Origin of the sequence: Embleya hyalina (genome assembly GCF_003967355.1) — a bacterium.
In the GTDB taxonomy this organism is placed as follows: domain Bacteria; phylum Actinomycetota; class Actinomycetes; order Streptomycetales; family Streptomycetaceae; genus Embleya; species Embleya hyalina.
The window spans coordinates 1-21,574 of sequence record NZ_BIFH01000019.1 but is presented as its reverse complement, the minus strand read 5'-3'; the positions used below and the strand labels follow the sequence as shown (position 1 = coordinate 21,574).

Below are 21,574 nucleotides of genomic sequence, written 5' to 3'. Positions count from 1 at the left end.
CCGTTCCCGGTATTCGGCCGCACCGATGGGCCGTGGGGAGAGATCGACATGGCCAACGCATCCCTGAGTCCCGCCGACGTGCGGTATCTGGCTGCCGCGGGCGGTGCGGCACCCTCGCTCCACAACAGCCAACCGTGGTACTTCCGCCCCACGAGTGACGGTCGCGGGATCGCGGTGTACGCGGACAGGACGCGTGCCGTCCCCCTCACCGATCCCGACGGCCGGGCCCTGCATATCTCGGTCGGTGCGGCGGTGTTCAACGTGCGCGTCGCCGCCGGACGACTGGGACGGGATCCGCGCGTGACGCTGCTGCCTCACGAGAGCGGACCGGCTCCGGCGGCCGTGCTCGATCTCGGTCGGTTCACCCACGACCCACACCCGTACGGCCCGGACCTCCACCCGGCGATCGGTGATCGGCACTCCAGTCGACTGCCGTTCACCGACCGTGACGTGCCGGAGCGCCTGGTCGGTGAACTCGTCACCGCCGCCGAGGCGGAAGGCGTCGTCCTGGACGTATTGGAGGAGACCGACGCACGCCGCGTCCTGAACCTGACGGCCGAGGCCGAACGACGCACGGCCGCGGACCTCGCCCGACAGGCGGAAACCCGCACGTGGCTGCGCGTCGAGGAGCTCACCACCGACGGCATCCCCTATGCGGCCCTGGGCCCGCAGGACCACGACGCCCGGGTACCGGTGCGCGCCTTCACCGGGCACCCGCCCGCCTTTCCCACCTCGACGCGGCACTTCGAGGCACTGCCCCGGGTGGCCACCCTCACCACACGCTTCGACCGTCCGGAGGACTGGCTGCGCACGGGTCAGGCCATGGAACGGGCATGGCTCCTGGCGACCGTCCACGGCCTGCGCATGTCGGTCCTGCACCAGGCCGTCGAATGGCCGGATACCCGCGCGACCCTGCGCAACCCGCGGACCGGCCCCGGCCACGTCCAGATGGTGCTGCGGATGGGGTACGGGCCTCCCGGGGCCCCGACCCCTCGCCGGCCCGTGGCGGAGACACTGCGGTCGGCCGCGGGCGACGCCGGCACGAAGGCCCGGAACGGAACCGGTACGGGAACGGGAGCGGGCCGGGCCTGATCGGCGTGAACCCTTCCCCACCCTCGACCCGGGCTGCCGAACCCGTGGTGCGCGCGGCGCTGTTCGCCGGGAAGCCGACCACCGGCACCCGCACGCCCGCTGCCCGCCGGTCGTCGTGCCCACCCCACCCGATACGGATTCCTCGGCACACGACCGACGTCCGACCGCGGTGTCGCCCCATGGTGGGCGGCATCGACCCGTGTGGCCCGTCCCGTAGGGCCGTTCGGCCCTTCACCCGACATGTGGAAGGCACGAGCGTGGGCATGAGCGCAATCACGGCGACGGACGAGAGGACGAGCGATGACGACGGCGACGACTCCCGAGGCACCCGACCTGACGATGGTCGACGCCTGGTGGCGGGCGGCGAATTATCTCGCCGTGGGGCAGATCTACCTGCGCGAGAACCCGCTGCTCGCCGAGCCGTTGCGGCCCGGGCACATCAAGCCGCGGCTGCTCGGCCACTGGGGCACCTCCCCCGGTCTGAACCTGATCTACGCACACCTGAACCGGGTCGTCCGCGAACGCGGCACGCACGCGCTCCACGTCACCGGCCCCGGCCACGGCGGCCCTTCGGCGCTCGCCGCGTCGTGGCTGGACGGTACGTACAGCGAACGCCACCCGAACGTCCCCCGGGACGCGGCCGGTATGGCCACCCTGTTCCGACAGTTCTCCCAGCCCGGCGGTGTGCCCAGCCACATCGCCCCCGGCGTACCCGGCTCCATCCACGAGGGCGGCGAGCTCGGATACAGCCTCTCGCACGCGTTCGGCGCCGCCTTCGACAACCCCGACCTGGTCGTCGCGTGCGTGATCGGCGACGGCGAGGCCGAGACCGGACCGCTGGCCGCCTCCTGGCACGGGAACAAGTTCCTCAGCCCCCGCACCGACGGCGCGGTCCTGCCGATCCTGCACCTCAACGGCTGGAAGATCGCCAACCCCACCCTGCTCGCCCGCATGCCGCGCGCCGAACTCGACGCGCTGCTCACCGGATACGGCTGGCGCCCCATCCACGTCGAGGGCGACGAACCCGCCCGCGTACACGCCGAGTTCGCCGCCGCGCTGGAGGAAGCCCTCGACGAGATCGCGCACCTCAAGGCAACCGCGCACACCCGCCCCCGATGGCCGATGCTCGTACTGCGCACCCCCAAGGGCTGGACCGGCCCGCACACCGTCGACGACACCCCCGTCGAGGGCACCTGGCGCTCCCACCAGGTCCCGCTGGCGGGCGTCCGCGAAAACCCGGAGCACCTGGCCCTGCTCGACGCGTGGATGCGGTCCTATCGCCCCGACGAGCTCTTCGACGCCGACGGGCACCCCACCCCGATCGTGCTCGCCAACGTCCCCGCCGGCGACACCCGCCTCGGCGCGGTCCCCGAGGCCAACGGCGGCACACTGCTGCGGGAGTTGCCGCTGCCGGACCCGCACGACTTCGCGGTCAAGGTCACCGAACCCGGCGCGTCCTCCTCCGAACCCACCCGCGCGCTGGGCGAGTTCCTGCGCGAGGTGTTCGCCCGCACCGCGACCCGCCGCGACTTCCGGCTGTTCGGCCCCGACGAGACCGAGTCCAACCGGCTCGGCGCCGTCTACCGCGCCACCGCCAAGGCGTGGCAGGAGCCGGTCACCGACCTCGACACCCACCTGGCCCCCGACGGGCGCGTGGTGGAGATCCTGTCCGAACACACCTGCCAGGGCATGTTGGAGGGCTATCTGCTCACCGGCCGACACGGCGTGTTCTCCTGCTACGAGGCGTTCACGCACATCGTCTCCTCGATGTTCAACCAACACGCCAAGTGGCTGCACGCCAGTCGCGAGATCGACTGGCGCCCGCCCATCGCCTCGCTCAACTACCTGCTCACCTCCCACGTCTGGCGCCAGGACCAGAACGGCTTCTCCCACCAGGACCCCGGCTTCGTCGACAACGTCATCAACAAACGCCCCGAAGTCGTCCGCGTCTACCTGCCCCCGGACACCAACACCCTTCTGTCGGTGGGCGATCACGCCCTGCGCAGCCGCGGCCTGGTCAACGTCATCGTCGCCGGCAAGACCCCGACCCCCGACTGGCTGACCATGGACGAGGCCGTCCTGCACTGCACACGCGGCGCCGGGATCTGGGAGTGGGCCTCCAACGACGACGGCGACCCCGATGTCGTGCTGGCCTGCGCCGGCGACGTACCCACGCTGGAAACCCTCGCCGCCGTCGACCTGATCCGCCGTCATCTGCCGGACCTGCGCGTGCGCGTGGTCAACGTGGTCGACCTGATGCGGCTGCTCCCCGAGACGGAGCATCCGCACGGCATGCCCGACACGGAGTACGACGCCCTGTTCGGCACCGACGTCCCGGTCGTGTTCGCGTACCACGGCTACCCGTGGCTGATCCACCGCCTCGCCTACCGCCGGCACAACCACGCCCACCTGCACGTGCGCGGCTACAAGGAGTACGGCACCACGACGACCCCGTTCGACATGGTCGTCCTCAACGACACGGACCGCTACCAGCGGGTGATCGACGTCATCGACCGCGTCCCCGGCCTGGGCGCCCGCGCCGCGACGGTACGCCAGGCCATGGTCGACGCCCGCACCCGACACCGCGCCTGGATCCTCGAACACGGCGAGGACATGCCGGAGGTACGCGACTGGACCTGGTCGAGCGACGCCCGCGATCCGCACTGACGCGAATCGGGCCCGCGAAGGAACGCGACGCCCGAACCGGGCCGCACCGCGGCCCACTTCGCGGGCCCGTACGCGCTCACTCGTCCCCACAGTCCCGTGCCGCCCCCCGAGAGGGTCGAACGGCCCCATCGGGTGGGTCGTAGGGCTCCGGCGCGGGTCGCGTCTCCGACGCACCATGAAAGTGGAAGTCGATTCGGCGTCCGAGGAAGGTGAGGGCAATGGAGTTGGCTTCGGCCCTGGCAGTGGCGCCCGCCCGGCACGTGGGGCACATGTACGAGGACGACGGCTGGAACTGGATATGGGGGTCGGTGCTGATGCTGGTCCTGATCGCGGTGATCGTCGCGGCGGTATGGTTCCTGGCCCGAGGCGCCTCGCACGGTCGCGGCCCCTCGGAGCCGGCCGGTTCGTCGGCGACCGAGGTACTGGCCCGGCGCTACGCCCGCGGCGAGATCGACACCGAGGAGTACCGGGAGCGCTTGGCGGTACTGACTGCCGGGGCGCACACACCACGCAAGGGCACAGGTCCCACGTAAACGCGTGTACGTCAGAGGGTGAAGGTGCGGCTGCCGCCGGCCGGGATGTCGACCACCGAACCGCGGATCCCGATCGGGACCGAGCCGCTCTGGCCCGGGCGCAGGCTCACGGTCACGTGCCGTCGGCCGACCTCGACCACCACGCCCCAGTGCCCTCGATAGCACAGCTCGACCTCCAACCGACGCAGGCGGGCGGGGAGGCAGGGGTCGAGCCAAAGCACGTCACCGCGCGTGTCCAGCCCGGTGTAGCAGCGTTGCACCAGGTCCACCGTCCCGGCCATGGCTCCGAGGTGGATGCCTTCGGCGGTGGTTCCTCCCTGCACGTCGTGGACGTCACCGCCGAGTGCGTCGCGGAAGAACCGCCATGATCGCCGGCGGTCGGTGCGGGCCAGCACCCAGGCGTGCACCACCGAACTGAGCGTCGATCCGTGCACGGTTCGTGCCCGGTAGTAGTCGACCGTACGCTGTGTCATCTCGTGTCCGGCCGGGTAGCCGAGGCGTCGCAGCAGCAGGCGGATCTCCCGGGCCGGGAAAAGGTAGTGGAGCATCAGAACGTCGGCCTGTTTGGATGCCTTGTAGCGGTTCACGCTGTCGCCCTCGGCCTCGAGGATGCGATCGAGGCGTCGATTGTCCGGGTACAGCCGGCGGTAGTGCCGCCAGTCCAGTTCGGCGAGGCGCTCGTATCCGGCGAACTGACTGGGCACGCCGTCGTGGAAGGGGACGTGGAGTCGACGGGCGACGGTGTGCCATCGGTCGAGTTCGTCGTGGGTCAGGTCGAGTCGTTCGGTCAACTCGTCGCGTCGGTATCCCGGGAGCGCGTCGAGCGCGTCGAGCGCGCGGGAGAGCACCCACGACGCGAGCACGTTCGTGTAGGTGTTGTCGTCGATGCCGGGGTGGTCGGCCCACGGGTAGGCGTCGTGATACTCGTCCGGACCCATCACGCCGCGGATCCGATAGCGCTCCAGGGCGGGGTCGTATCGGGCGATGTCGGCCCAGAAACGGGCGATCTCCAGCAGCATTTCCGCGCCGGTCGTGTCGAGGAAGTCGAGGTCGCCGGTGGCCTGGTAGTACTGCCAGGTGTTGTAGGCGACGGCCAGGCCGACGTGGCGTTGCAGGTGTGTGCGGTCGGGGAGCCACCGTCCGGACATCGGGTTGAGGTGGGTGCTCGGGGCCTGCTCGGTACCGTCGGCGGCACTTTGCCACGGGTACATGGCCCCGCGCAGGCCGATGTCCGCGGCGGCGCGTCTGGCGGCGTCCAGGCGCCGGTACCGGTATCGCAGCACGGCGCGGCTGATCCGCGGCGTACGCAGGTTGAGCGTTCGCAGCACGAACAACTCGTCCCAGAAGACGTGTCCGCGATATCCCTCGCCGTGCCAGCCCCGGGCCGGCATGCCGACGTCGAGGTCGACGGTGTGTTCGGAGTAGGTCTGTGCGGTGTGAAACAGGTGCAGGTGAAGGGTGTTGTCCTCGCCGGCACGGTCGGTGAACTCCGTATCGGTGCGGAATCGGCGCCACAGCTGTTCCCAGCGGATGGCGTGGTCGTGCAGCAGGGTGTCGAAGGAACCCGTTCGCGAGAGGGTCCGCAGAGCCGCGGTCCGTGGATCGCCGAGGGCCGGGTCCCTGGAGGTGTACACGGCCACCGTCTTCTCGACGGTCACCGACCGGCCCGCGACGGCTTCGCTCGTGAAGACCTGCGCCGGTCTGCCGGGAGGTGACTCGAATTCGGGCTCGGCCTCGATCGTCCCACCGTCGCGGTGGAGGCGACCGCGCGCGGCCACGGCGATCTGCAGCGGGGACCCGACGGCTTGTACCCGCAGCCACAGGGCCTCCTTCCCGGCCCCTTGACCGGCCGGGGTCAGGTGGCGACCGACCAGGCTCCGGTAGCGGGCGACTCCGGTATTGGCGACGGTTCCGTCCAGTGCGGCGCGGATGTGCAGGGGGCCGGACCAGTTCTCCGGGGTCAGCACCGTTTCCAGGGCCGCGACGTGCGGTTCGGCGAGACTCACGAGCCGCCGTTGACGCAGCCGCGTGCGCCGGTCGGCCGCGTCGACGACCAGGGCGTCCCGCGTCAGTACCCCCCGACGCAGGTCGAGTTCCAGGCGCTGGGACACGATCCGCGTCGTGGGGTCCTCGCCGAACCACGCGACCGCGCCACCGGCTCGGAACGTGAGCGGCAGCCAGTTGGGGCAGTTGATCAGATCCTCGTTCTCCACCCGCCGGCCGTCGATCGTCGAAGCGACACGATCGTAGGCACCGGCGAGGTAGGTGCCCGGGTAGTGGATCCCGTCGGCCCCCGACTCCGGGGCCGCCCCTCGGGTCACCAGGTAACCGTTGCCGAGCGCGCACAACGCCTCCCGGCGGCCCTCGTCCCGGGTGTCGAAGCCGTGGAAGGCGAGGATCCAGGGGTCCTGCGCCGGTGGACGTCGGGGTCCGCTCATCGGATCGACCACCACCTCGGCGCGCACCGGCACGTAGGTGCCGAACATCTTTCAGGGTACGCGCGCCCTCCACCGGGTCGCGCGCTCGCGTGCCACGGGCGGTGAACCCGACGATCAGCACGGCGTTACACCGTGTCACGGCTTCCGGCCGCCGGTATGGTGTCGCGTTCGCTTCCCGTGCGTGCTCCGATCGTCGGCCCCTCGTGCCCTCAGTGCTCGATGCGACCGGTCCAACCCGGCTCGACCGCCGCCCACTCACGCTCCCAACCGTGGTCCCGCCGGCGGGAGATCAGCAGTCGCTCCAAGGCGAAGACCCCTGCGGTGACCAGGAGCGACGCGGCGAGCACGAGCATGCCGGTGGTGATCGCGTTGTCGACGATCGCGCTGTGGGTCGGTGGGGGCGTCGTGGGCCGGCCCTCGACGTCGAGCCAGATTCGAGTCGTGTCGCCCGCCTCCCCGCCGAGCGGCACCGGCGCGTCGTCGGTGTGGGCGGTGCCGTCGGCCGCGACCCATCGCACGCCGGCCGACACCGTCTCGGCGCCGGGCTCGGCCACCGTGGGTGGCTTGACCAGCAGTACGGCGGAAACCTGGTGCTTGTGCGCCAGTTGGCGATTCCGGGTCGCCTCGCCGGAGCGGGCCTGGGCATGGACGGCCGCCAAAACGACCAACGGGACCAGAATCAGGGCCAGGAGCGTCAGCGCGAGCGTCGACCGCAGATGGACGACGTCACATCGCCGGTACAGCGGCTCACGGCCGAGCAGGGCGCGGATCCGGCGTCGCATGCGGGCGAGCGTTCGGTGTGCTCGCGGCCCGGAGCCGTTCATGACGCGGTGGCGGGTATCGGCACCAGGGCCACCGGACAGGTCGCGTGATGGAGTACCGCGTGGGTGGTGGGGCCGAGGCGCATCGGGAAGGGGCCGTGTGCTCGGTGGGCGGCGACCACCAGCAGGTCCGCGTGCGCGGAGACACTGATCAGAGCGTAGGCGGGCGCGCCGGTCGTGACCATCGCCTCGATCGTGACGTCCGGCGTGCGAGCTCGGATCGGCTCCAGAATCTCGGTCAACAGGTGGTCGTGGGTCGCCGCCGTCTCCAAGGGGTCCCCGAGCGGCGGCGCCACCACGCCCGGGAAGTAGCCGGCCATGGTCAGCGTCCACACGTGGACGGGAACAACCCTGCCGCCGATGAGCCGAGCCCGTTCCACGGCGAACTCGATCGCCGGCGCGTCGCTGTGATCGGCGACGCCCACGACGATGCTCGGCGTCTCCACCTCGTCGGCTGCCTCGGGCACGACCACCACGGGACAGGTCGTGTGCGCGCACACCCGCAGCGACACCGACCCGAGCAGCAACCCGGCGAAACCGCCGTGGCCCCGAGTGCCGAGCACGATCAGCTCCGCCCGCCGACTTGCCTCCAGGATCGTGTCCGCGGCCGATCCCTCGAACAGCGAAGTCTCGACGGTCAGGTGCGGATGTGCCGCCCGGCTCCGGACCGCCGCCTCTTCCAGGAGGGCCAGGGCGCCCCTGCGGACCTCGTCCGCGCGGGCGTGGCCGCCGAGAGCGGCTTCCGGGATGGCCATCGTCAGGTGGAGCGGCGTCTTGGCGTCGGCGGCGGCGCGGGCACCCCACACGAGCGCGCGTTTGCCACCGGGCGAGCCGTCGTAGCCGACCAGGACCCCGAGGTCGGGGAGATGGGTTCCGGTGCTCATGACTTGTCCAATCGTCGACGAACGACGTCCCGGGCGACGAAGTCGGGTTCGCGACCTACGATCGACCCCTCGTCCTCAGCGTGCGCCCGCTCGACCGAAGGACACAGGGCTGCCCGGTACCGCCGGACCGGGACTTTCGGCCCGGTCGACCATCCCCACCGGCCCTGTGCCCGGGGGTTGCGCGGGCCCGATGGTGGAGACAGGGCGAACCGCGCGGGCGCGGCCCCCGGAGCCACAGGAGGCGAGCGCGATGAGGACGAGCGGCGGCGCACCGGTTTCCACGACCTCCCCGCGCTTCCGCCGTCGCGCCACGGCTGATCGGCTCGACAAGCCCCGTCGTTCGGCACCGCCTCGCCACCCACGACCACCAAGACCACCCGAAGGAGTTCGACATGGAATCGCTCGGCACCCGGTTCGACCGGGAAACGACGGGCGTGGCGCCTCGACGAAGCGTCGTGCCCACCGAAGAGGGCGCGAAGAACCGCCCGGAAGGCCGGATCGTGGTGGGCTTGGACGGTTCGTACGGATCCGCCGTCGCCCTGCGCTGGGCCGCACGCGAGGCCGCCGAACTCGGCGTGGTCCTGGACGTGGTCGCGGCGTGGACCGACGCCGACCCCGAACGCCCGACCCTGGACCGGCCGGACGCGCGGCTGTCCGTGGCCCGCGAGCGCCTGGAGCACGCGCTGGCCAACCTGGTGCGGGTGCCGATCCCGCCGGAGCGGATCGTGGCCACCCCGCTGCACGGCGCGGCGGGCGAGGTCCTGGTCGCCCGTGCGCGGGACGCCCGCTTGCTGGTGCTGGGTACCAGCGGCATCGAATGCCCCACGATTCCCGGGCCCACCGGGTTGTACTGCCTGCGCCACAGCGCCACACCGGTGGTGTTCGTCCCCGCACCGGACGCCTGATTCCACGCATCACCCGATTGCCCGAGCCCGGCCGGACGGGGCGGTGCGCCGTGGCGGAGCCGCGCCTGCCGAACGCTCGCGGCGTGGCCGTCGCCGCGCCCGCTCGGGTCGTACGGCACACCGACACCGTGGCGCGGGCCGGACCGGGCCGAACGACCCGGCCCACCGGGCAAAGCGGCCCTGTCCCGGCACTCGCAACGGCGACAGGCTCGTGGTGTCCGGCCGAGGACGTCACCACCACACCTCGGCGACGCGCCGTATCGACCAGGGGGTTCGCATGTTGCATCGCAGGATCGAGGACGTCATGACCCGTGACGTCGCCACCGTCGGCCCCGACGCCGAGTTCCGGGACATCGTCGCCGCGTTGGATGCCCGGCGGATCAGCGCCCTGCCGGTCGTCGACGCCGAGCGGCGGATCCTGGGCATCGTTTCGGAGGCGGACCTGCTGCGCGCCCAGGTGGAGCAGGCCGAGGACGCCCACTTCCCGACGGGCCTGCGCCGACTGACGAACCGGCACACCACGGGTGACGGTCACACCGCACGCGACCTGATGACGACCCCCGTGGTGAGTGTGGACCCGGTCTCCAGCACACTGCGCGGCGCGCGCCTGATGGACCGCCGTCGCGTCAAGCGCCTCCCCGTGGTCGACACCGACGGTCGCCTGATCGGCATCGTCAGCCGCTGCGACCTGCTGCGCACGTTCCTGCGCCCGGACGCGGACATCCGGTCCGAGATCGAGCACGACGTGTTGCGCGGCGCCCTGTGGCTGGAGCCCGGCACGATCGTGGTGGACGTGCGCGACGCCGTGGTGTGTCTGTCCGGGGCGGTCGACAACCGCAGTCTCATCGACATCGTGGTGCGGCTGTGTCGTGCCGTCGACGGCGTCGAGAGCGTGAACCACACCCTGACCTTCGACTTCGACGACAGCCACATCACGCCCGGCCCGGCGCACTTCGGTCGCCGCTCGCCCGGCCGTTGAGGAGGACACCGTGTTCCACGTCTCCGGTCGCATCGGCCTCATCCCCAAACAACACCTGGATCGGCTCCTGGCCTTCGGCCGGCCCGTCACGTTCGAGCCCGGCACGCGCCTGTTCGAGGAGGACCGACCGGCCCGCAGCTTCTGGCTCGTCGAGGGTGGCTCCGTCTGCCTGGACGTGCACGTCCCCGGCGGGCACCCGGCGACCGTGGAGACGCTGGGACCGGGCGAACTCGTCGGCTGGAGCTGGCTGTTCCCTCCCTACCGATGGCACCTGGGCGGCCGGGCCGTCGGCCCCGTCCGGGCCGTGGAGTTCGACGCGGGCGCGGTGCGGGCCGAATGCGAACGCGATCCGGACTTCGGCCGAGCGATCAACCTCGTGTGCGCGCAGGTGATCGCCGACCGCCTCCAGGCGAGTCGACTGCGACTACTGGACCTGTACGGACCACACCATGCGGCGAACGACGACCTCGCGGAGCGCTGAGACGGCGCGGTCTCGACGCGTTCGCCGCCCCGAGCCCGATCCGACGGCGTCCCGTCGGATCGCGCGCTCCCGCGCGCGACTCACCGACGAGAAGGCCCGCATCGGGTACAACCGTCCCGACGCCCACCGTGAAGGGCCCTGTCGACGGGATCGGGCACCGGTCGGCATGCGAAGGCGATCTCTTGCGCGATCCGTCGGGTGACCGGCTCCACCGCCGCCGCCACGGGCCCCGACATTCCGCTGCCCAGGCTGTGGTCGGCGCCCTCCACGGCGTAGACGACCAGCCGCCCGGGCAGGCGGTCCAGTACGCGCGCGAGTTCGACGGCCTCTCCGAGGCCGAGGCCGTGCGAACTCGTGCTGCCGCCGCCCCGGGGCAGTTGCCTCGCGTCGAGTTCCAGGCGGTGTACCCGGCCGGGGTGTCCCGGGTGGGCGTGCGCCGCGTCCACCACGACGGCGAAGTCGGCAGCGTCCCACAACGTGATCAACCGGGCAGGGTCGCCGTCGCACGTCCGCAGCACGACATCGGCCCGACACGCCGACCGGGTGACCCGCTCGGCCAGACGGGCCACCACCGCCCACCCGACACCGTCGTCGCGCCGGTATTCGTTGCCGACACCGACCACGACGACCCGCCCGCCCGCTCTCATGCCGCTTCCTGTCCCCGTTCGGGTCGCCCGACGGCCGCACCGCGCCCCGACGGACTCCGTACGAGGGAACGATTGCACCATCCGGCGCAGGGGCGACGACCGTCGAGCACGGTTCGACCACGGATCGTGACCATACTCGGGTGGAGATCGGCATCGGCATGTGGAGGTCGGCGAATGACGGGGTGCGAGCGGGACAGCGCCGACGCGGTGATCGACAAGGACGGCATGGACGCCCTGATCACCATCCTCGCCGCGCGAGGGCGCACGGTCGTCGGGCCCACCGTCCGCGACGGTGCCATCATCCTCGCGGAGATCTCCGGCGGCGCGGAACTGCCCTATGGCTGGGGAGTGGAACTGGAGGCCGGACGCTATCGACTGGTCGCGCGCGACGACGGCGCCGCGTTCGCGCACAGCGCGGGCCCGCAGTCGTGGAAGACGTTCCTGCATCCGCCGCGGGTACGGGAGTGGAGCGCCGATCGCGACGCCGACGGCACGATCGTGGTGACCGCGGACGACACCCCGGTGCCGGCCTACGCGTTTCTCGGGGTGCGCCCCTGCGACCTGCGAGCCATCGCCGTACAGGACCGCGTGCTGACGGGCGGGCGGTACGGCGACTCGGCGTACCGCCGCCGTCGGGACGGCGCGTTCCTGGTGGCCGTGGAGTGCACCGAGCCGGGCGCCACGTGCTTCTGTGTGTCGATGGAGACCGGGCCGGCCGTGGGACCGGGCTACGACCTCGCACTGACCGAGGTGCTCGACGGTGACGGCCACCGCTTCCTCGTCCGCGCCGGGAGCGGGGAAGGAGCGGCCGTCCTCGCCGAACTGCCGAGCCGCGCCGCCGACTCCGCCACCCGGTCCGCCGCCCGGGACCGGGTCGCCGAGGCGGCCGACAGGATGGGTCGGACGATGCCGCTCGTCGATCTGCGCACACTGATGCGCGAGACCTTGGACGCCGAACGCTGGAACGACGTGACGTCGCGTTGTCTGACCTGCGGCAACTGCACGATGGTGTGCCCGACCTGCTTCTGCACCACCGTCGAGGACGTCACCGACCTCACCGGTGACCACGCCGAGCGGTGGCGACACTGGGAGTCCTGCTTCGATCGGGACTTCACCCATGTGCCGACCGGCCCGGTCCGCGACTCCCCCCGCAGCCGATACCGGCAGTGGGCCACCCACAAACTCGGCACCTGGTACGACCAATTCGGCAGTTCCGGCTGCGTCGGATGCGGTCGTTGCATCGTGTGGTGCCCGGTCGGCATCGACATCACCGAAGAAGCCCACGCGCTGAACCGGGAACGCGGGCGGAGCACGGCGCAGGAGGCGGGATGAGTGTGGTCCGGCACGGCTTCCTCGGTGCCCTCGCCCCCGGCCACCGCGATCGACTGCTCACCTTCGCCCGCGAGGCATGCTTTCCCGCCGAGACCCGCGTCTTCGAGGAGGCCGGCGCCGCCGATCGTTTCTGGCTCATCCGCTCGGGCCTGGTCGCGCTGGACATCCATGTCCCGGGCCGCCGCGCCGCCGTGGTGGAGACGCTGGGGGAAGGCGACCTGCTGGGGTGGTCCTGGATGTTCGAACCCTACCGGTGGCATCTGGGCGCGCGGTGCCACGCCGCCGTCACCGCCTACGAGTTCGACGCGGAGCCGGTCCGCCTCGCCTGTGCGGAGGACCCGGCCTTCGGACTCGCGGTGACACGCTGCGTCGCCGAGGTGATCGCACGCCGCCTGAAGGCGACGCGCACCCGCCTGCTCGACCTGTACGGGTTCCCCGGCGGCGGCACACCATGACCGTCCCCGTCCCCTACCGCGTGGTGGCACACCGGGTCGACACTCCCGACACCGCCACGATCGTCCTGGAACCCGCCGACGCGGCCCTGCCGCCTTTCGCTCCGGGGCAGTTCGCCATGGTGTACGCCTTCGGCGTCGGCGACATCCCGCTGTCGGTCTGCGACATCGACGGTCCCCGCCTGGCACACACCGTGCGCACCGTCGGAGCCGTGTCCGGCGCGCTGCACGACGTGCGAATCGGCCGAACCGTCGGGGTGCGCGGCCCCTTCGGCACCGGTTGGGAACTCTCCGAGGCCGAAGGCCGCGACCTGGTGGTGGTGGCCGGGGGCATCGGCTTGGCACCGCTGCGGCCCCTCGTACTGGCCGCACTCGCCACACCCGAGCGTTACCGGCGCCTGAACGTGCTGATCGGCGGACGGACGCCCGACGACCTCCTCTATTGCGGCGAGCCCTGGCAGGCGGCGGCCGGGGTCCGCGTCACCGTCGATCGAGCCGGCCCCGCGTGGACCGGAGAGGTCGGCCTGGTGACGACGTTGATCGACCGGGCCGACTTCGAGCCGCCGCGAACCGCGGCGTTCATCTGCGGTCCCGAGCCGATGATCCGGGCCACCGCCGCCGACCTGGTGCACCGCGGCGTCGACCCGGACCGGATCCGGGTCTCCCTGGAGCGCACGATGCACTGCGGCACCGGACACTGCGGCCACTGCCAGCTCGGCCCCCTGCTGCTCTGCCGCGACGGCCCCGTCGTCGGCTGGACCCGCGCCGAACCTCTGCTGATGGTCCGGGAGTTGTAGCGTGCCCACCGACGAGACGCCCGGCGGCGCCCCCCGGCGTCCGACACTCGCCGTATGGAAGTTCGCCTCCTGCGACGGCTGCCAGCTCACCCTGCTGGACTGCGAGGACGAACTCCTCGGCATCGCCGAAAAGGTCGACATCTCACACTTCCTCGAAGCGTCCAGTGCCACCGCGCCCGGCCCCTACGACCTGTCCCTGGTCGAGGGATCCGTCACCACGCCCCGGGACGTCGAACGGATCCGGCACGTGCGGGCCGTCTCGCGACGCCTGGTGACCATCGGCGCCTGCGCGACGGCCGGCGGTGTGCAGGCGCTGCGCAACTACGCCGATGTCGCCGAGTTCCAGGCCGTCGTCTACGCCCGGCCGGACTACGTCGCCGCCCTGGCCACCTCCACCCCCATCGCCGCCCATGTCCCCGTCGACTTCGAGCTGCGCGGCTGCCCCATCGATCGCGGCCAGTTGCTGGAGGTCATCACCGCCCACCTGGCCGGGCGCACACCCGGTGTACCGCGACACAGCGTCTGCTTCGAGTGCAAGCAGCGCGGCACCACCTGCGTGACGGTGGCCCACGGAACCCCCTGTCTCGGCCCGGTCACCCACGCCGGATGCGGCGCGCTCTGCCCCACGATGGGGCGCGGCTGCTACGGCTGCTTCGGTCCCTCCGACTCCACGAACCTCCCCGCGTTCGTCCCGCTGCTTCGCCGCGACGGCATGGACACTCTCGACGTGGTGCGTGTGTTGCGCACCTTCAACACCGCCGCCGAGGAATTCGACGCGGCCTCCCGCGACGAGGAGGAACTCCGGTGACTCATCGCGGCTCGCGTGTGCTGCATGTCGGCTCGCTGTCCCGGGTGGAGGGCGAGAGCGCACTGCGCCTGAACCTGATCGGTGACCGGGTCACCCACGCCCGGCTGGCGATCTACGAACCCCCGCGCTTCTTCGAGGCCCTCCTGCGCGGACGCTCCTACACCGAGCCGCCCGACATCACCTCACGGATCTGCGGGATCTGCCCGGTCGCCTATCAGTTGAGCGCCTGCCGTGCGGTCGAGGACGCCTGCGGCGTCGTGGTGGACGGACAACTCGCCGCCCTGCGACGGCTGCTCTACTGCGGCGAGTGGATCGAAAGCCAGACCCTGCACATCCACCTGCTCCACGCCCCCGACTTCCTCGGCCGGGACAGCGCCATCGACCTGGCCCGCACCCACCGCAGCGACGTCGAACGCGGCCTGCGGCTCAAGCAGGCCGGCAACACGATCCTCGAACTGCTGGGCGGCCGGGCGATCCACCCCGTCAACGTCCGCCTCGGCGGCTTCCACCGCGTCCCGACCGTCGCCGAACTACGCCCCCTCGCGGAGACTTTGCTTCGGGCACGCGATGACGCCGCACAGACGGTGCGCTGGGTGGCCGGCTTCGAGTTCCCCGACGCCGAATGCGACCACGACCTCCTCGCCCTGTCGGAACCCGGAACCTACGCCATCGAGTCCGGCACGCCCACGGTCATGCCGGCCCCGCGCACCGCCGGGCCGCGCCCGGACGGCAACCGGGCACCGCCCACCCGCACGTTCGCCCTTCCCACGTTCGGCGATCACGTCGTCGAACACCAAGTGCCGCATTCCACGGCGCTGCACTCCCGATTGGACGGCCGCCGCCACCTGACCGGTTCACTCGCCCGGTACGCCATCAGCGGGCGCTGGCTCTCCCCGCTCGCGCTCCAGGCCGCCCTGGACGCCGGGCTGGCCGATCCCCGACAGGCCGCGGTCTGCCGCAACCCGTTCCGCAGCATCATCGTCCGCGCCGTCGAGGTCCTCTACGCGGTCGACGAGGCGCTGCGTCTGATCGCGTCCTACGAACCCCCCTTGCGTCCCGCCGTCCCCGTGCCACCGCGCCCCGGCACCGGTCACGGCGCCACCGAGGCACCACGCGGCCTGCTCTACCATCGCTACACCCTCGACGCGCGAGGGACCGTCACCGACGCCGTGCTGGTCCCGCCCACCGCACAGAACCAGGGGGCGATCGAAGAGGACCTGCGCCGTCAGGTCCAGGACCGGCTGGACGCCGGCGACCCGACCGACGCCGCGCTGACCGCCCTGTGCGAACGCGTGATCCGCAATCACGACCCGTGCATCTCCTGCTCCGCCCACTTTCTCGACCTGACCGTGGACCGAGCCGGCCCCGCACGCTGACGGCACGGTGCCCGGAAGACCACTGCGGCTCGGTTCCCGGATACACGTACCCGGGGGTCTTCGTCTCCCGGCGTCCCGATCAGCCGACTTCCGGTCGGCTCGTTCCGGCCGCCCACGAGCCAAGGCCGTCGGGTGGATCCGACGGCACGACCAGGAGCGGTGCGTGGGCGTGGTGAAGCAGCGCGGTCGTCGCGTGTCCCAGGCGGGGCCCGAAGTGGTGCGGCGAAGCATGCCGCCCGACGACGATCAGGCCCGCGTCCCGCGTTGCCGAGAGCAACGCGGCGGCGGCGCCGGACCGCACGACGCGCTCCTCGACCGGCATCCGCGGGTTTGCCTCCCGCAGCGGCGAAACCACCGTGGCGAGTACTCGGCGCGCGAACTCCTCGGCCCGGTGGTAGGGCGACTCGGCTCCGCGCGCCTCCCACAACGCTCTCGGGATCTCGGGGTAGTCCCAGGCGTGCACCGCGATCACGCCCACGTCGCGCGCCCGGGCCTCGGCGAAGGCCCGTTCCAGCGCGCGTCGACTTTCCTCGCCGGCGACGCCGACGGCCACCGCACGCCCGGGGTGTACGCGGCTGCGGACCACCAGGACGGGGCAGGGCACCCGGGCGGCCAGGGCCAGGCTCACCGACCCGAGCAGGATCCCGGCGACCGCACCTCGCCCACGACTGCCCACGACCAGCAGGTCGGCCCGCTTGGCCACCTCCAGTAATCCGGCGACGGGGGCGTCGTGCACGACCAGGGAACGCGTCCCGATCCCCGGCTGCCGTGAGCGCGCGACGTCGGCGGCCTCCCGGCGGATCCGTTCGACGTGGTCGCTCAGCACCTCGCGGTACCCCGCGTACCGCTCGTGCACCGACCCCTCCCAGGCGAACACGATCTCCAACTCCGCGCCCCGACGGGCGGCTTCGTCGGCGGCCTCGATCACGGCAGCGGTCGCCTCGGGCGAGCCGTCGGTCGCCGCGACGACGAGCGGTATCCGGTCCATGTCACATCTCCATTCGCACGAGCGGGTGGCGCCTCGCGCCCACCGTCCCGCTCGCGGCGGACCCCGGACAGGGCCGGACGGCCCTGAGCACCGGACCGACCGTCCCGGCGGCACCGTGGACGGGACCATCGGTGCCAGGTGCTGCCGGGACGTCCCGACGCGCGTCGAGGCCGCGACAGGCGCGAGTCGCCGACGCAGGTCCTGGAGTGTCGATGCCGCGTTGCCGGGGGACGTCACTGGCCGTTCTCGGAGGTGACCAGTGAACGCGTCTGTCGGGCGATCTCGACGTCCTCGCGAGCGGTGACGACGAGCGTGCGGACGGGGGCGTCGGGGGCGCCCACGTCGGCGTCGCCGTGTGCTTCGGCGTTGGCGCGCGGGTCGAGGCGCACGCCCAGGAAGGCGAGTTCGCCGACGGCGTCGGCCCGGATGGCGTCGTCGTGTTCGCCGACTCCCCCGGTGAAGGCGAGCACGTCCGGACCGCCCATCGCGGCGGCCATGGCGGCGATCTTCGCGCGGAGGCGGTAGGCGTAGATCCGGCGGGCGATTTCGGCGCGCCGATCGCCGGCCTCGGCCGCGGCGCGGATGGCCCGCATGTCCCCGCCGTGCCCGGCGAGCGCCGCCATGCCCCCGCCGTGTTCCAGCGCCTGTTCGAGGTCGTCGACGGTGACCCCCCGGCGCTGGAGCCACAGGATCAGGCCGGGGTCGACATCGCCCGCCCGGGTCGCCATGACCAACCCTTCGGCCGGGGTGAACCCCATGGTCGTGTCGACCGACTCACCTCCGCGTACGGCGGCCAGCGACGCCCCCGCGCCCAGATGGCAGCTCACCACCCGCGCCGACGCCGGGTCCACGCCCGCCAGTTCGCAGGCACGCCGGGCGGCGTACGCGTGCGACAGACCGTGGAAGCCGTACCGGCGCAGCCCCCATTTCGTGCGCCAGTCCTCCGGCAGGGCGTACGTACTCGCCTCCGCCGGCAGCGTGCGGTGGAACGCGGTGTCGAAGCAGGCGACCGCCGGCACGCCCGGCAGCGCCCGGCGAACCGCGTCGATCCCCGCGAGCGCCCGCCCCTGATGCAACGGCGCCAACGGCGCGAGGCCGGCGATCCGCGCGAACACCGACGGATCGAGCCGGGTCGCGCCGGTGAACTCCGCCCCACCGTGCACCACCCGGTGACCGACCGCGTCGACGGGGCCGGCTTCGCGCAGGAATCCGGAAACCGCCCCGTCCGGAATCTCGTCGGGGCACTCGATGGTCGACGCGCACACGACCGTGTCGTTCGGCTCCAGTACCGACATTTTCACCGTCGACGACCCCGCGTTGACGACAAGGACCCGATCCGGGCTCATCACGTGTACTCCCTCACGATGGATCTGGATTCGATGCGCGGACACGGGGATCGCATCCGCCGCGCACTCTCGGCGACCGAGACGCGCACGGGTTCGGGCGTCACCCGTTCCGGGACGCGACCCGCGACCGGTGACCTCCCTCGAACGGACCCGGGTCCAAACCTCCGGACACTTGTCGACGGTTCCGCCCCGGCGCGGATTCCGGCAGGGCCGTTGGACCCGCTCGCACGGAAGACGGCCGGGCCCGAGGAGGCTTGCGAAGTGTTCGGCGGGATCACTCGTGCCGGATTCCGGGTGTGCGGTGATACAGCGTCACCGGGACATACGGCCAGGTCGGGGTGAAGGGGGCGAGGGCCGTCCGGACGGCACCTCGTACCCGACGGAAGCCGGTGGCCGTCGGGGACGCGGCGACCGTGATGTCGGCGACGACGACGCTCTCGCGCGCGGTCAGGTCGACGTGCACGTCGGCGGGCGCGGTCACCCCGGCGAGCGCGCGGGACACCGCACGCGCCACCACCCGGTGCGCGGTGGGGCCGACGGGGGAGAACGCGCGATGGCACGCGGCCTCGACGTCCGCCGGCCCGCACACCACGTCCGCGCGCGACAGCGTCCCGGCCGCGCCGAGGGTGTCGACGGGTCCACAGACCACCAGCGGCACACCGGCCACGAGCGCGCACATCGCGCCCTGCTCGCGTGCCGTCTGCCGCCCGGCCCCGGTGCGCACGTCCACGACGACGTCGACGTCCGGTGCGAGCAGTGGGCACGCACCCCCCGCCGTCCAGGCCACACACGGTGCCTCGGAATCGACCGCCGATCCCCCGTGGCAGCGCAGCACGCTGTGCCCGGCCGCGGTCAGCTCGCCCGCGACCGGTTCGCAGCCGCCCGTGTGCGACTCGGTCATCACGATCTTCAGCCCCCGTCGACGCATGATCCCTCCCCTGGGTCGCGTCCCACCCTGCCCGCCGACGACAGGCCCGCAGAAGGGCCGAACGTCGCTCCGGAGATGACTCGTCCGAGCCCGTACGCCCGTTCGTTCGAGCCGCCGCGCGCCGGCCCACTCCGGGTGGCGCGGACTGGTGGCGCATCGGGACGCGGGACACACCCGGGCCGAACGGCCCCGGACGCCGGGCAACGCGGCCCTGTCACGCCTTCGCCGACACGCGCATGCTGAGGGTGTCCACCCGGGAGGTGACACACGGTGAACGTCCTCATCGCGTACGCGAGCGCGCACGGCGGTACGCGGGCAATCGCCCACCGCATCGCAGAGCGCCTGCGCGGGCGCGGTCTGCACGCGCGGGTCGGCCCGCGTGCCTTCCGGGGTCGGCTGTTCCTCCGTCCGGTCGGGGGGCGGTACGGCGACTTCCGGAACCGGACCGAGATCGAGGCGTGGGCCGACGGCATCGCCGCCGAGCTCGTTCCGCGAACGCCCACGACGGGAGGTACGACATGACACACGGCACGATCGGGGACGTGATGACGCGTGACGTCGTCACCGTCGGCTCGGGCGCGCGCTTCCGTGACATCGCGGGGGTGCTGGAGACCTGGCAGGTGAGTGCGCTTCCGGTGGTGGACGACGCCCATCGGCTGCTCGGCATCGTCTCGGAGGCGGACCTGCTGCACGTGCGCGTCGCCGGCACCGGGATGTCGCGGACACGGCGGGACTCGGGTCGGGAAGACGTGGCAGCGCCACCCGAAGAGGCGCTGACCGCCCGGGGGCTGATGACGGCTCCGGTGATCACCGTGACGACGACGTCGAGCACCCTGTGGGCGGCTCGACTGATGGACCGCCACCACGTCAAGCGCCTACCTGTGGTGGACCGTTCCGGGCGACTGGTGGGCATCGTCAGTCGTTGCGACCTGCTGGGCGCCCTCGTGCGATCGGACGCGGAGATCCGCGCCGAGATCGAGCGTGAGGTCCTCGGCGAGGCGCTGTGCCTGGAGCCCGGAACGATCGGGGTCGAGGTGCGCGACGCCGTCGTACATCTCACGGGCGAGGTCGACCACCCCACCCTCGTCGACGTGGTGGTGCGGCTCTCCGCCGCCGTGGACGGCGTCGAGAAGGTCACCCACGGACTCAGGTCCGATGCCGCTCGTTGCCCTGGTGCAACTCGGTCATGTACACCGCCGCCTGGACCCGGCGTTCGAGGCCGAGTTTGTTCAGAACCGCCGAAACGTAGTTCTTGACGGTCTTCTCCGCCAGGCCCAGGCTCTCGGCGATCTCTCGATTGGTCTGACCCTGGGCGATGTGCTCCAGGACCTGTTGTTCCCGCTCGCTGAGACCGGTCGGCCCCGGCTCCGCGGCCGGTCCCTGTCGCACCCGTTCGAGGACGCGCGTGGTCACCGCCGGGTCGAGCAGCGACTGTCCGGCGGCGACCGTGCGGACGGCGGCGATCAGGTCCCGGCCGCGGATCTGTTTGAGCACGTAGCCCGCCGCGCCGGCCATGATCGCCGCGAACAGCGCGTCCTCGTCGTCGTACGAGGTCAGGATCAACGCGTTGATCTCGGGGAAACGCGAACGCACCTCGCGGCACACGTCGATGCCGCTGCCGTCCGGCAGCCGCCCGTCGAGAATGGCGACATCGGGACGCAGCGCCGGGATGCGCCGGGCCGCCTCGGCGGCCGAACCCGACTCGCCGATCACCTCGATGTCGGGTTCACCGCCGAGAAGGTCGGCCAAGCCCCTGCGAACCACCTCGTGGTCGTCCAGCAGGAACACACGGATGGGCGATGTCGACACGGGCCTCCTCCGAAGGTCGCACACAACTCCATTGTCGGACCTCGTAGGCGTCCGTGTCCGTCACCGTATCGGGCGGTGCGGTCGCAGGAGAACGGTCGGCGGGTCACGGTCGGTGAGAATCCCGAGCGCCGCGCCGACGTGGTGGGGCCGGGTGGTGATCACGGGCGCCGGTTCGCGGGCGTACACGAGGCGGGATCCGGGGGTCCGGTCCGGCGAAGACAAGACGTGAGGGGCATGGTTTGACACGATGGGCGCGAGAAGCGTTTCGACGATCTTCGATACCTCGGGAGC

Annotated in this window: 22 protein-coding genes; 13 read left to right on the top strand and 9 right to left on the bottom strand. The window is 71.9% G+C overall.

Features of this window, described 5'->3' with window-relative positions:
• Positions 1–48 precede the first annotated feature (48 nt).
• From EMA17_RS17360 to EMA17_RS17350, 3 genes are all read left to right on the top strand, one after another.
• On the top strand, positions 49–1,092 hold the full coding sequence (locus EMA17_RS17360; RefSeq protein WP_246126733.1) for an Acg family FMN-binding oxidoreductase: 1,044 nt from the start codon (positions 49–51) through the stop codon (positions 1,090–1,092).
• A 300-nt stretch (positions 1,093–1,392) separates the two neighbouring features.
• The gene (locus tag EMA17_RS17355; RefSeq protein WP_126637956.1) at positions 1,393–3,759 is read left to right on the top strand and encodes a phosphoketolase family protein; all 2,367 of its coding nucleotides are present in this window, start codon (positions 1,393–1,395) and stop codon (positions 3,757–3,759) included.
• A gap of 218 nt (positions 3,760–3,977) precedes the next feature.
• The gene (locus EMA17_RS17350; RefSeq protein ID WP_246126732.1) at positions 3,978–4,292 is read left to right on the top strand and encodes an SHOCT domain-containing protein; all 315 of its coding nucleotides are present in this window, start codon (positions 3,978–3,980) and stop codon (positions 4,290–4,292) included.
• An 11-nt stretch (positions 4,293–4,303) separates the two neighbouring features.
• Here EMA17_RS17350 and EMA17_RS17345 read toward each other — a convergent pair whose 3' ends face one another.
• The 3 genes from EMA17_RS17345 to EMA17_RS17340 all read right to left on the bottom strand — a co-directional run bounded on the left by EMA17_RS17345 (position 4,304) and on the right by EMA17_RS17340 (position 8,435).
• Complete coding sequence (locus EMA17_RS17345; RefSeq protein ID WP_246126731.1) at positions 4,304–6,778, bottom strand: glycoside hydrolase family 65 protein; 2,475 nt, start codon at positions 6,776–6,778, stop codon at positions 4,304–4,306.
• A 161-nt stretch (positions 6,779–6,939) separates the two neighbouring features.
• The gene (locus tag EMA17_RS51805) at positions 6,940–7,512 is read right to left on the bottom strand and encodes an Rv1733c family protein (protein WP_160161436.1); all 573 of its coding nucleotides are present in this window, start codon (positions 7,510–7,512) and stop codon (positions 6,940–6,942) included.
• A 38-nt stretch (positions 7,513–7,550) separates the two neighbouring features.
• Positions 7,551–8,435, bottom strand: coding sequence for a universal stress protein (locus EMA17_RS17340; RefSeq protein WP_126637955.1), 885 nt, complete (start codon positions 8,433–8,435; stop codon positions 7,551–7,553).
• Positions 8,436–8,827: 392 nt separating this feature from the next.
• Between EMA17_RS17340 and EMA17_RS17335 the strand changes: the two genes are divergently transcribed.
• From EMA17_RS17335 to EMA17_RS17325, 3 genes are all read left to right on the top strand, one after another.
• Positions 8,828–9,340, top strand: a complete 513-nt coding sequence (locus EMA17_RS17335; RefSeq protein WP_126637954.1) for a universal stress protein — start codon at positions 8,828–8,830, stop codon at positions 9,338–9,340.
• A 277-nt stretch (positions 9,341–9,617) separates the two neighbouring features.
• Positions 9,618–10,319, top strand: coding sequence for a CBS domain-containing protein (locus EMA17_RS17330; protein WP_126637953.1), 702 nt, complete (start codon positions 9,618–9,620; stop codon positions 10,317–10,319).
• A gap of 10 nt (positions 10,320–10,329) precedes the next feature.
• Positions 10,330–10,800 (top strand): Crp/Fnr family transcriptional regulator, encoded by a 471-nt coding sequence (locus EMA17_RS17325; protein WP_126637952.1) that lies wholly within the window; start codon positions 10,330–10,332, stop codon positions 10,798–10,800.
• Positions 10,801–10,880: 80 nt separating this feature from the next.
• On the opposite strand, the gene EMA17_RS17320 is transcribed toward EMA17_RS17325, so the two are convergent.
• Positions 10,881–11,447, bottom strand: coding sequence for a hydrogenase maturation protease (locus EMA17_RS17320; RefSeq protein ID WP_126637951.1), 567 nt, complete (start codon positions 11,445–11,447; stop codon positions 10,881–10,883).
• 174 nt (positions 11,448–11,621) lie between these two features.
• Between EMA17_RS17320 and EMA17_RS17315 the strand changes: the two genes are divergently transcribed.
• The 5 genes from EMA17_RS17315 to EMA17_RS17295 are packed head-to-tail and all read left to right on the top strand — an operon-like array spanning position 11,622 to position 16,212.
• Positions 11,622–12,779 carry a 4Fe-4S dicluster domain-containing protein gene (locus EMA17_RS17315; protein WP_126637950.1) on the top strand — a complete coding sequence of 386 codons (1,158 nt, stop codon included), beginning with the start codon at positions 11,622–11,624 and terminating at the stop codon, positions 12,777–12,779.
• Positions 12,776–13,234, top strand: coding sequence for a cyclic nucleotide-binding domain-containing protein (locus EMA17_RS17310; RefSeq protein WP_126637949.1), 459 nt, complete (start codon positions 12,776–12,778; stop codon positions 13,232–13,234). The genes EMA17_RS17315 and EMA17_RS17310 overlap by 4 nt, the downstream gene beginning before the upstream one ends.
• Entirely contained in the window at positions 13,231–14,028 is a 798-nt protein-coding gene (locus EMA17_RS17305; RefSeq protein WP_126637948.1) for an FAD/NAD(P)-binding protein, read from the top strand. The genes EMA17_RS17310 and EMA17_RS17305 overlap by 4 nt, the downstream gene beginning before the upstream one ends.
• Before the next feature lies 1 nt (position 14,029).
• On the top strand, positions 14,030–14,836 hold the full coding sequence (locus tag EMA17_RS17300) for an NADH-quinone oxidoreductase subunit B family protein (RefSeq protein WP_126637947.1): 807 nt from the start codon (positions 14,030–14,032) through the stop codon (positions 14,834–14,836).
• The gene (locus tag EMA17_RS17295; protein WP_126637946.1) at positions 14,833–16,212 is read left to right on the top strand and encodes a Ni/Fe hydrogenase subunit alpha; all 1,380 of its coding nucleotides are present in this window, start codon (positions 14,833–14,835) and stop codon (positions 16,210–16,212) included. Before EMA17_RS17300 ends, EMA17_RS17295 begins: the two co-directional genes overlap by 4 nt.
• Positions 16,213–16,291: 79 nt before the next feature.
• On the opposite strand, the gene EMA17_RS17290 is transcribed toward EMA17_RS17295, so the two are convergent.
• The 3 genes from EMA17_RS17290 to EMA17_RS17280 form a co-directional block, all read right to left on the bottom strand.
• Entirely contained in the window at positions 16,292–17,200 is a 909-nt protein-coding gene (locus EMA17_RS17290; protein ID WP_160161435.1) for a universal stress protein, read from the bottom strand.
• A gap of 233 nt (positions 17,201–17,433) precedes the next feature.
• Entirely contained in the window at positions 17,434–18,546 is a 1,113-nt protein-coding gene (locus EMA17_RS17285; protein WP_126637944.1) for an acetate/propionate family kinase, read from the bottom strand.
• A gap of 274 nt (positions 18,547–18,820) precedes the next feature.
• Positions 18,821–19,474, bottom strand: coding sequence for a hypothetical protein (locus EMA17_RS17280; protein ID WP_126637943.1), 654 nt, complete (start codon positions 19,472–19,474; stop codon positions 18,821–18,823).
• A gap of 270 nt (positions 19,475–19,744) precedes the next feature.
• Between EMA17_RS17280 and EMA17_RS17275 the strand changes: the two genes are divergently transcribed.
• Both EMA17_RS17275 and EMA17_RS17270 read left to right on the top strand, forming a co-directional pair.
• Complete coding sequence (locus EMA17_RS17275; protein WP_126637942.1) at positions 19,745–19,996, top strand: hypothetical protein; 252 nt, start codon at positions 19,745–19,747, stop codon at positions 19,994–19,996.
• Positions 19,993–20,730 carry a CBS domain-containing protein gene (locus EMA17_RS17270; RefSeq protein WP_126637941.1) on the top strand — a complete coding sequence of 246 codons (738 nt, stop codon included), beginning with the start codon at positions 19,993–19,995 and terminating at the stop codon, positions 20,728–20,730. Before EMA17_RS17275 ends, EMA17_RS17270 begins: the two co-directional genes overlap by 4 nt.
• On the opposite strand, the gene EMA17_RS17265 is transcribed toward EMA17_RS17270, so the two are convergent.
• The gene (locus EMA17_RS17265) at positions 20,621–21,283 is read right to left on the bottom strand and encodes a response regulator (protein WP_246126730.1); all 663 of its coding nucleotides are present in this window, start codon (positions 21,281–21,283) and stop codon (positions 20,621–20,623) included. The two genes, EMA17_RS17270 and EMA17_RS17265, sit on opposite strands and share 110 nt — an antisense overlap.
• A 60-nt stretch (positions 21,284–21,343) precedes the next feature.
• The coding region (locus EMA17_RS53330) for a hypothetical protein (RefSeq protein WP_218042881.1) at positions 21,344–21,574 on the bottom strand (231 nt) is incomplete at its 5' end.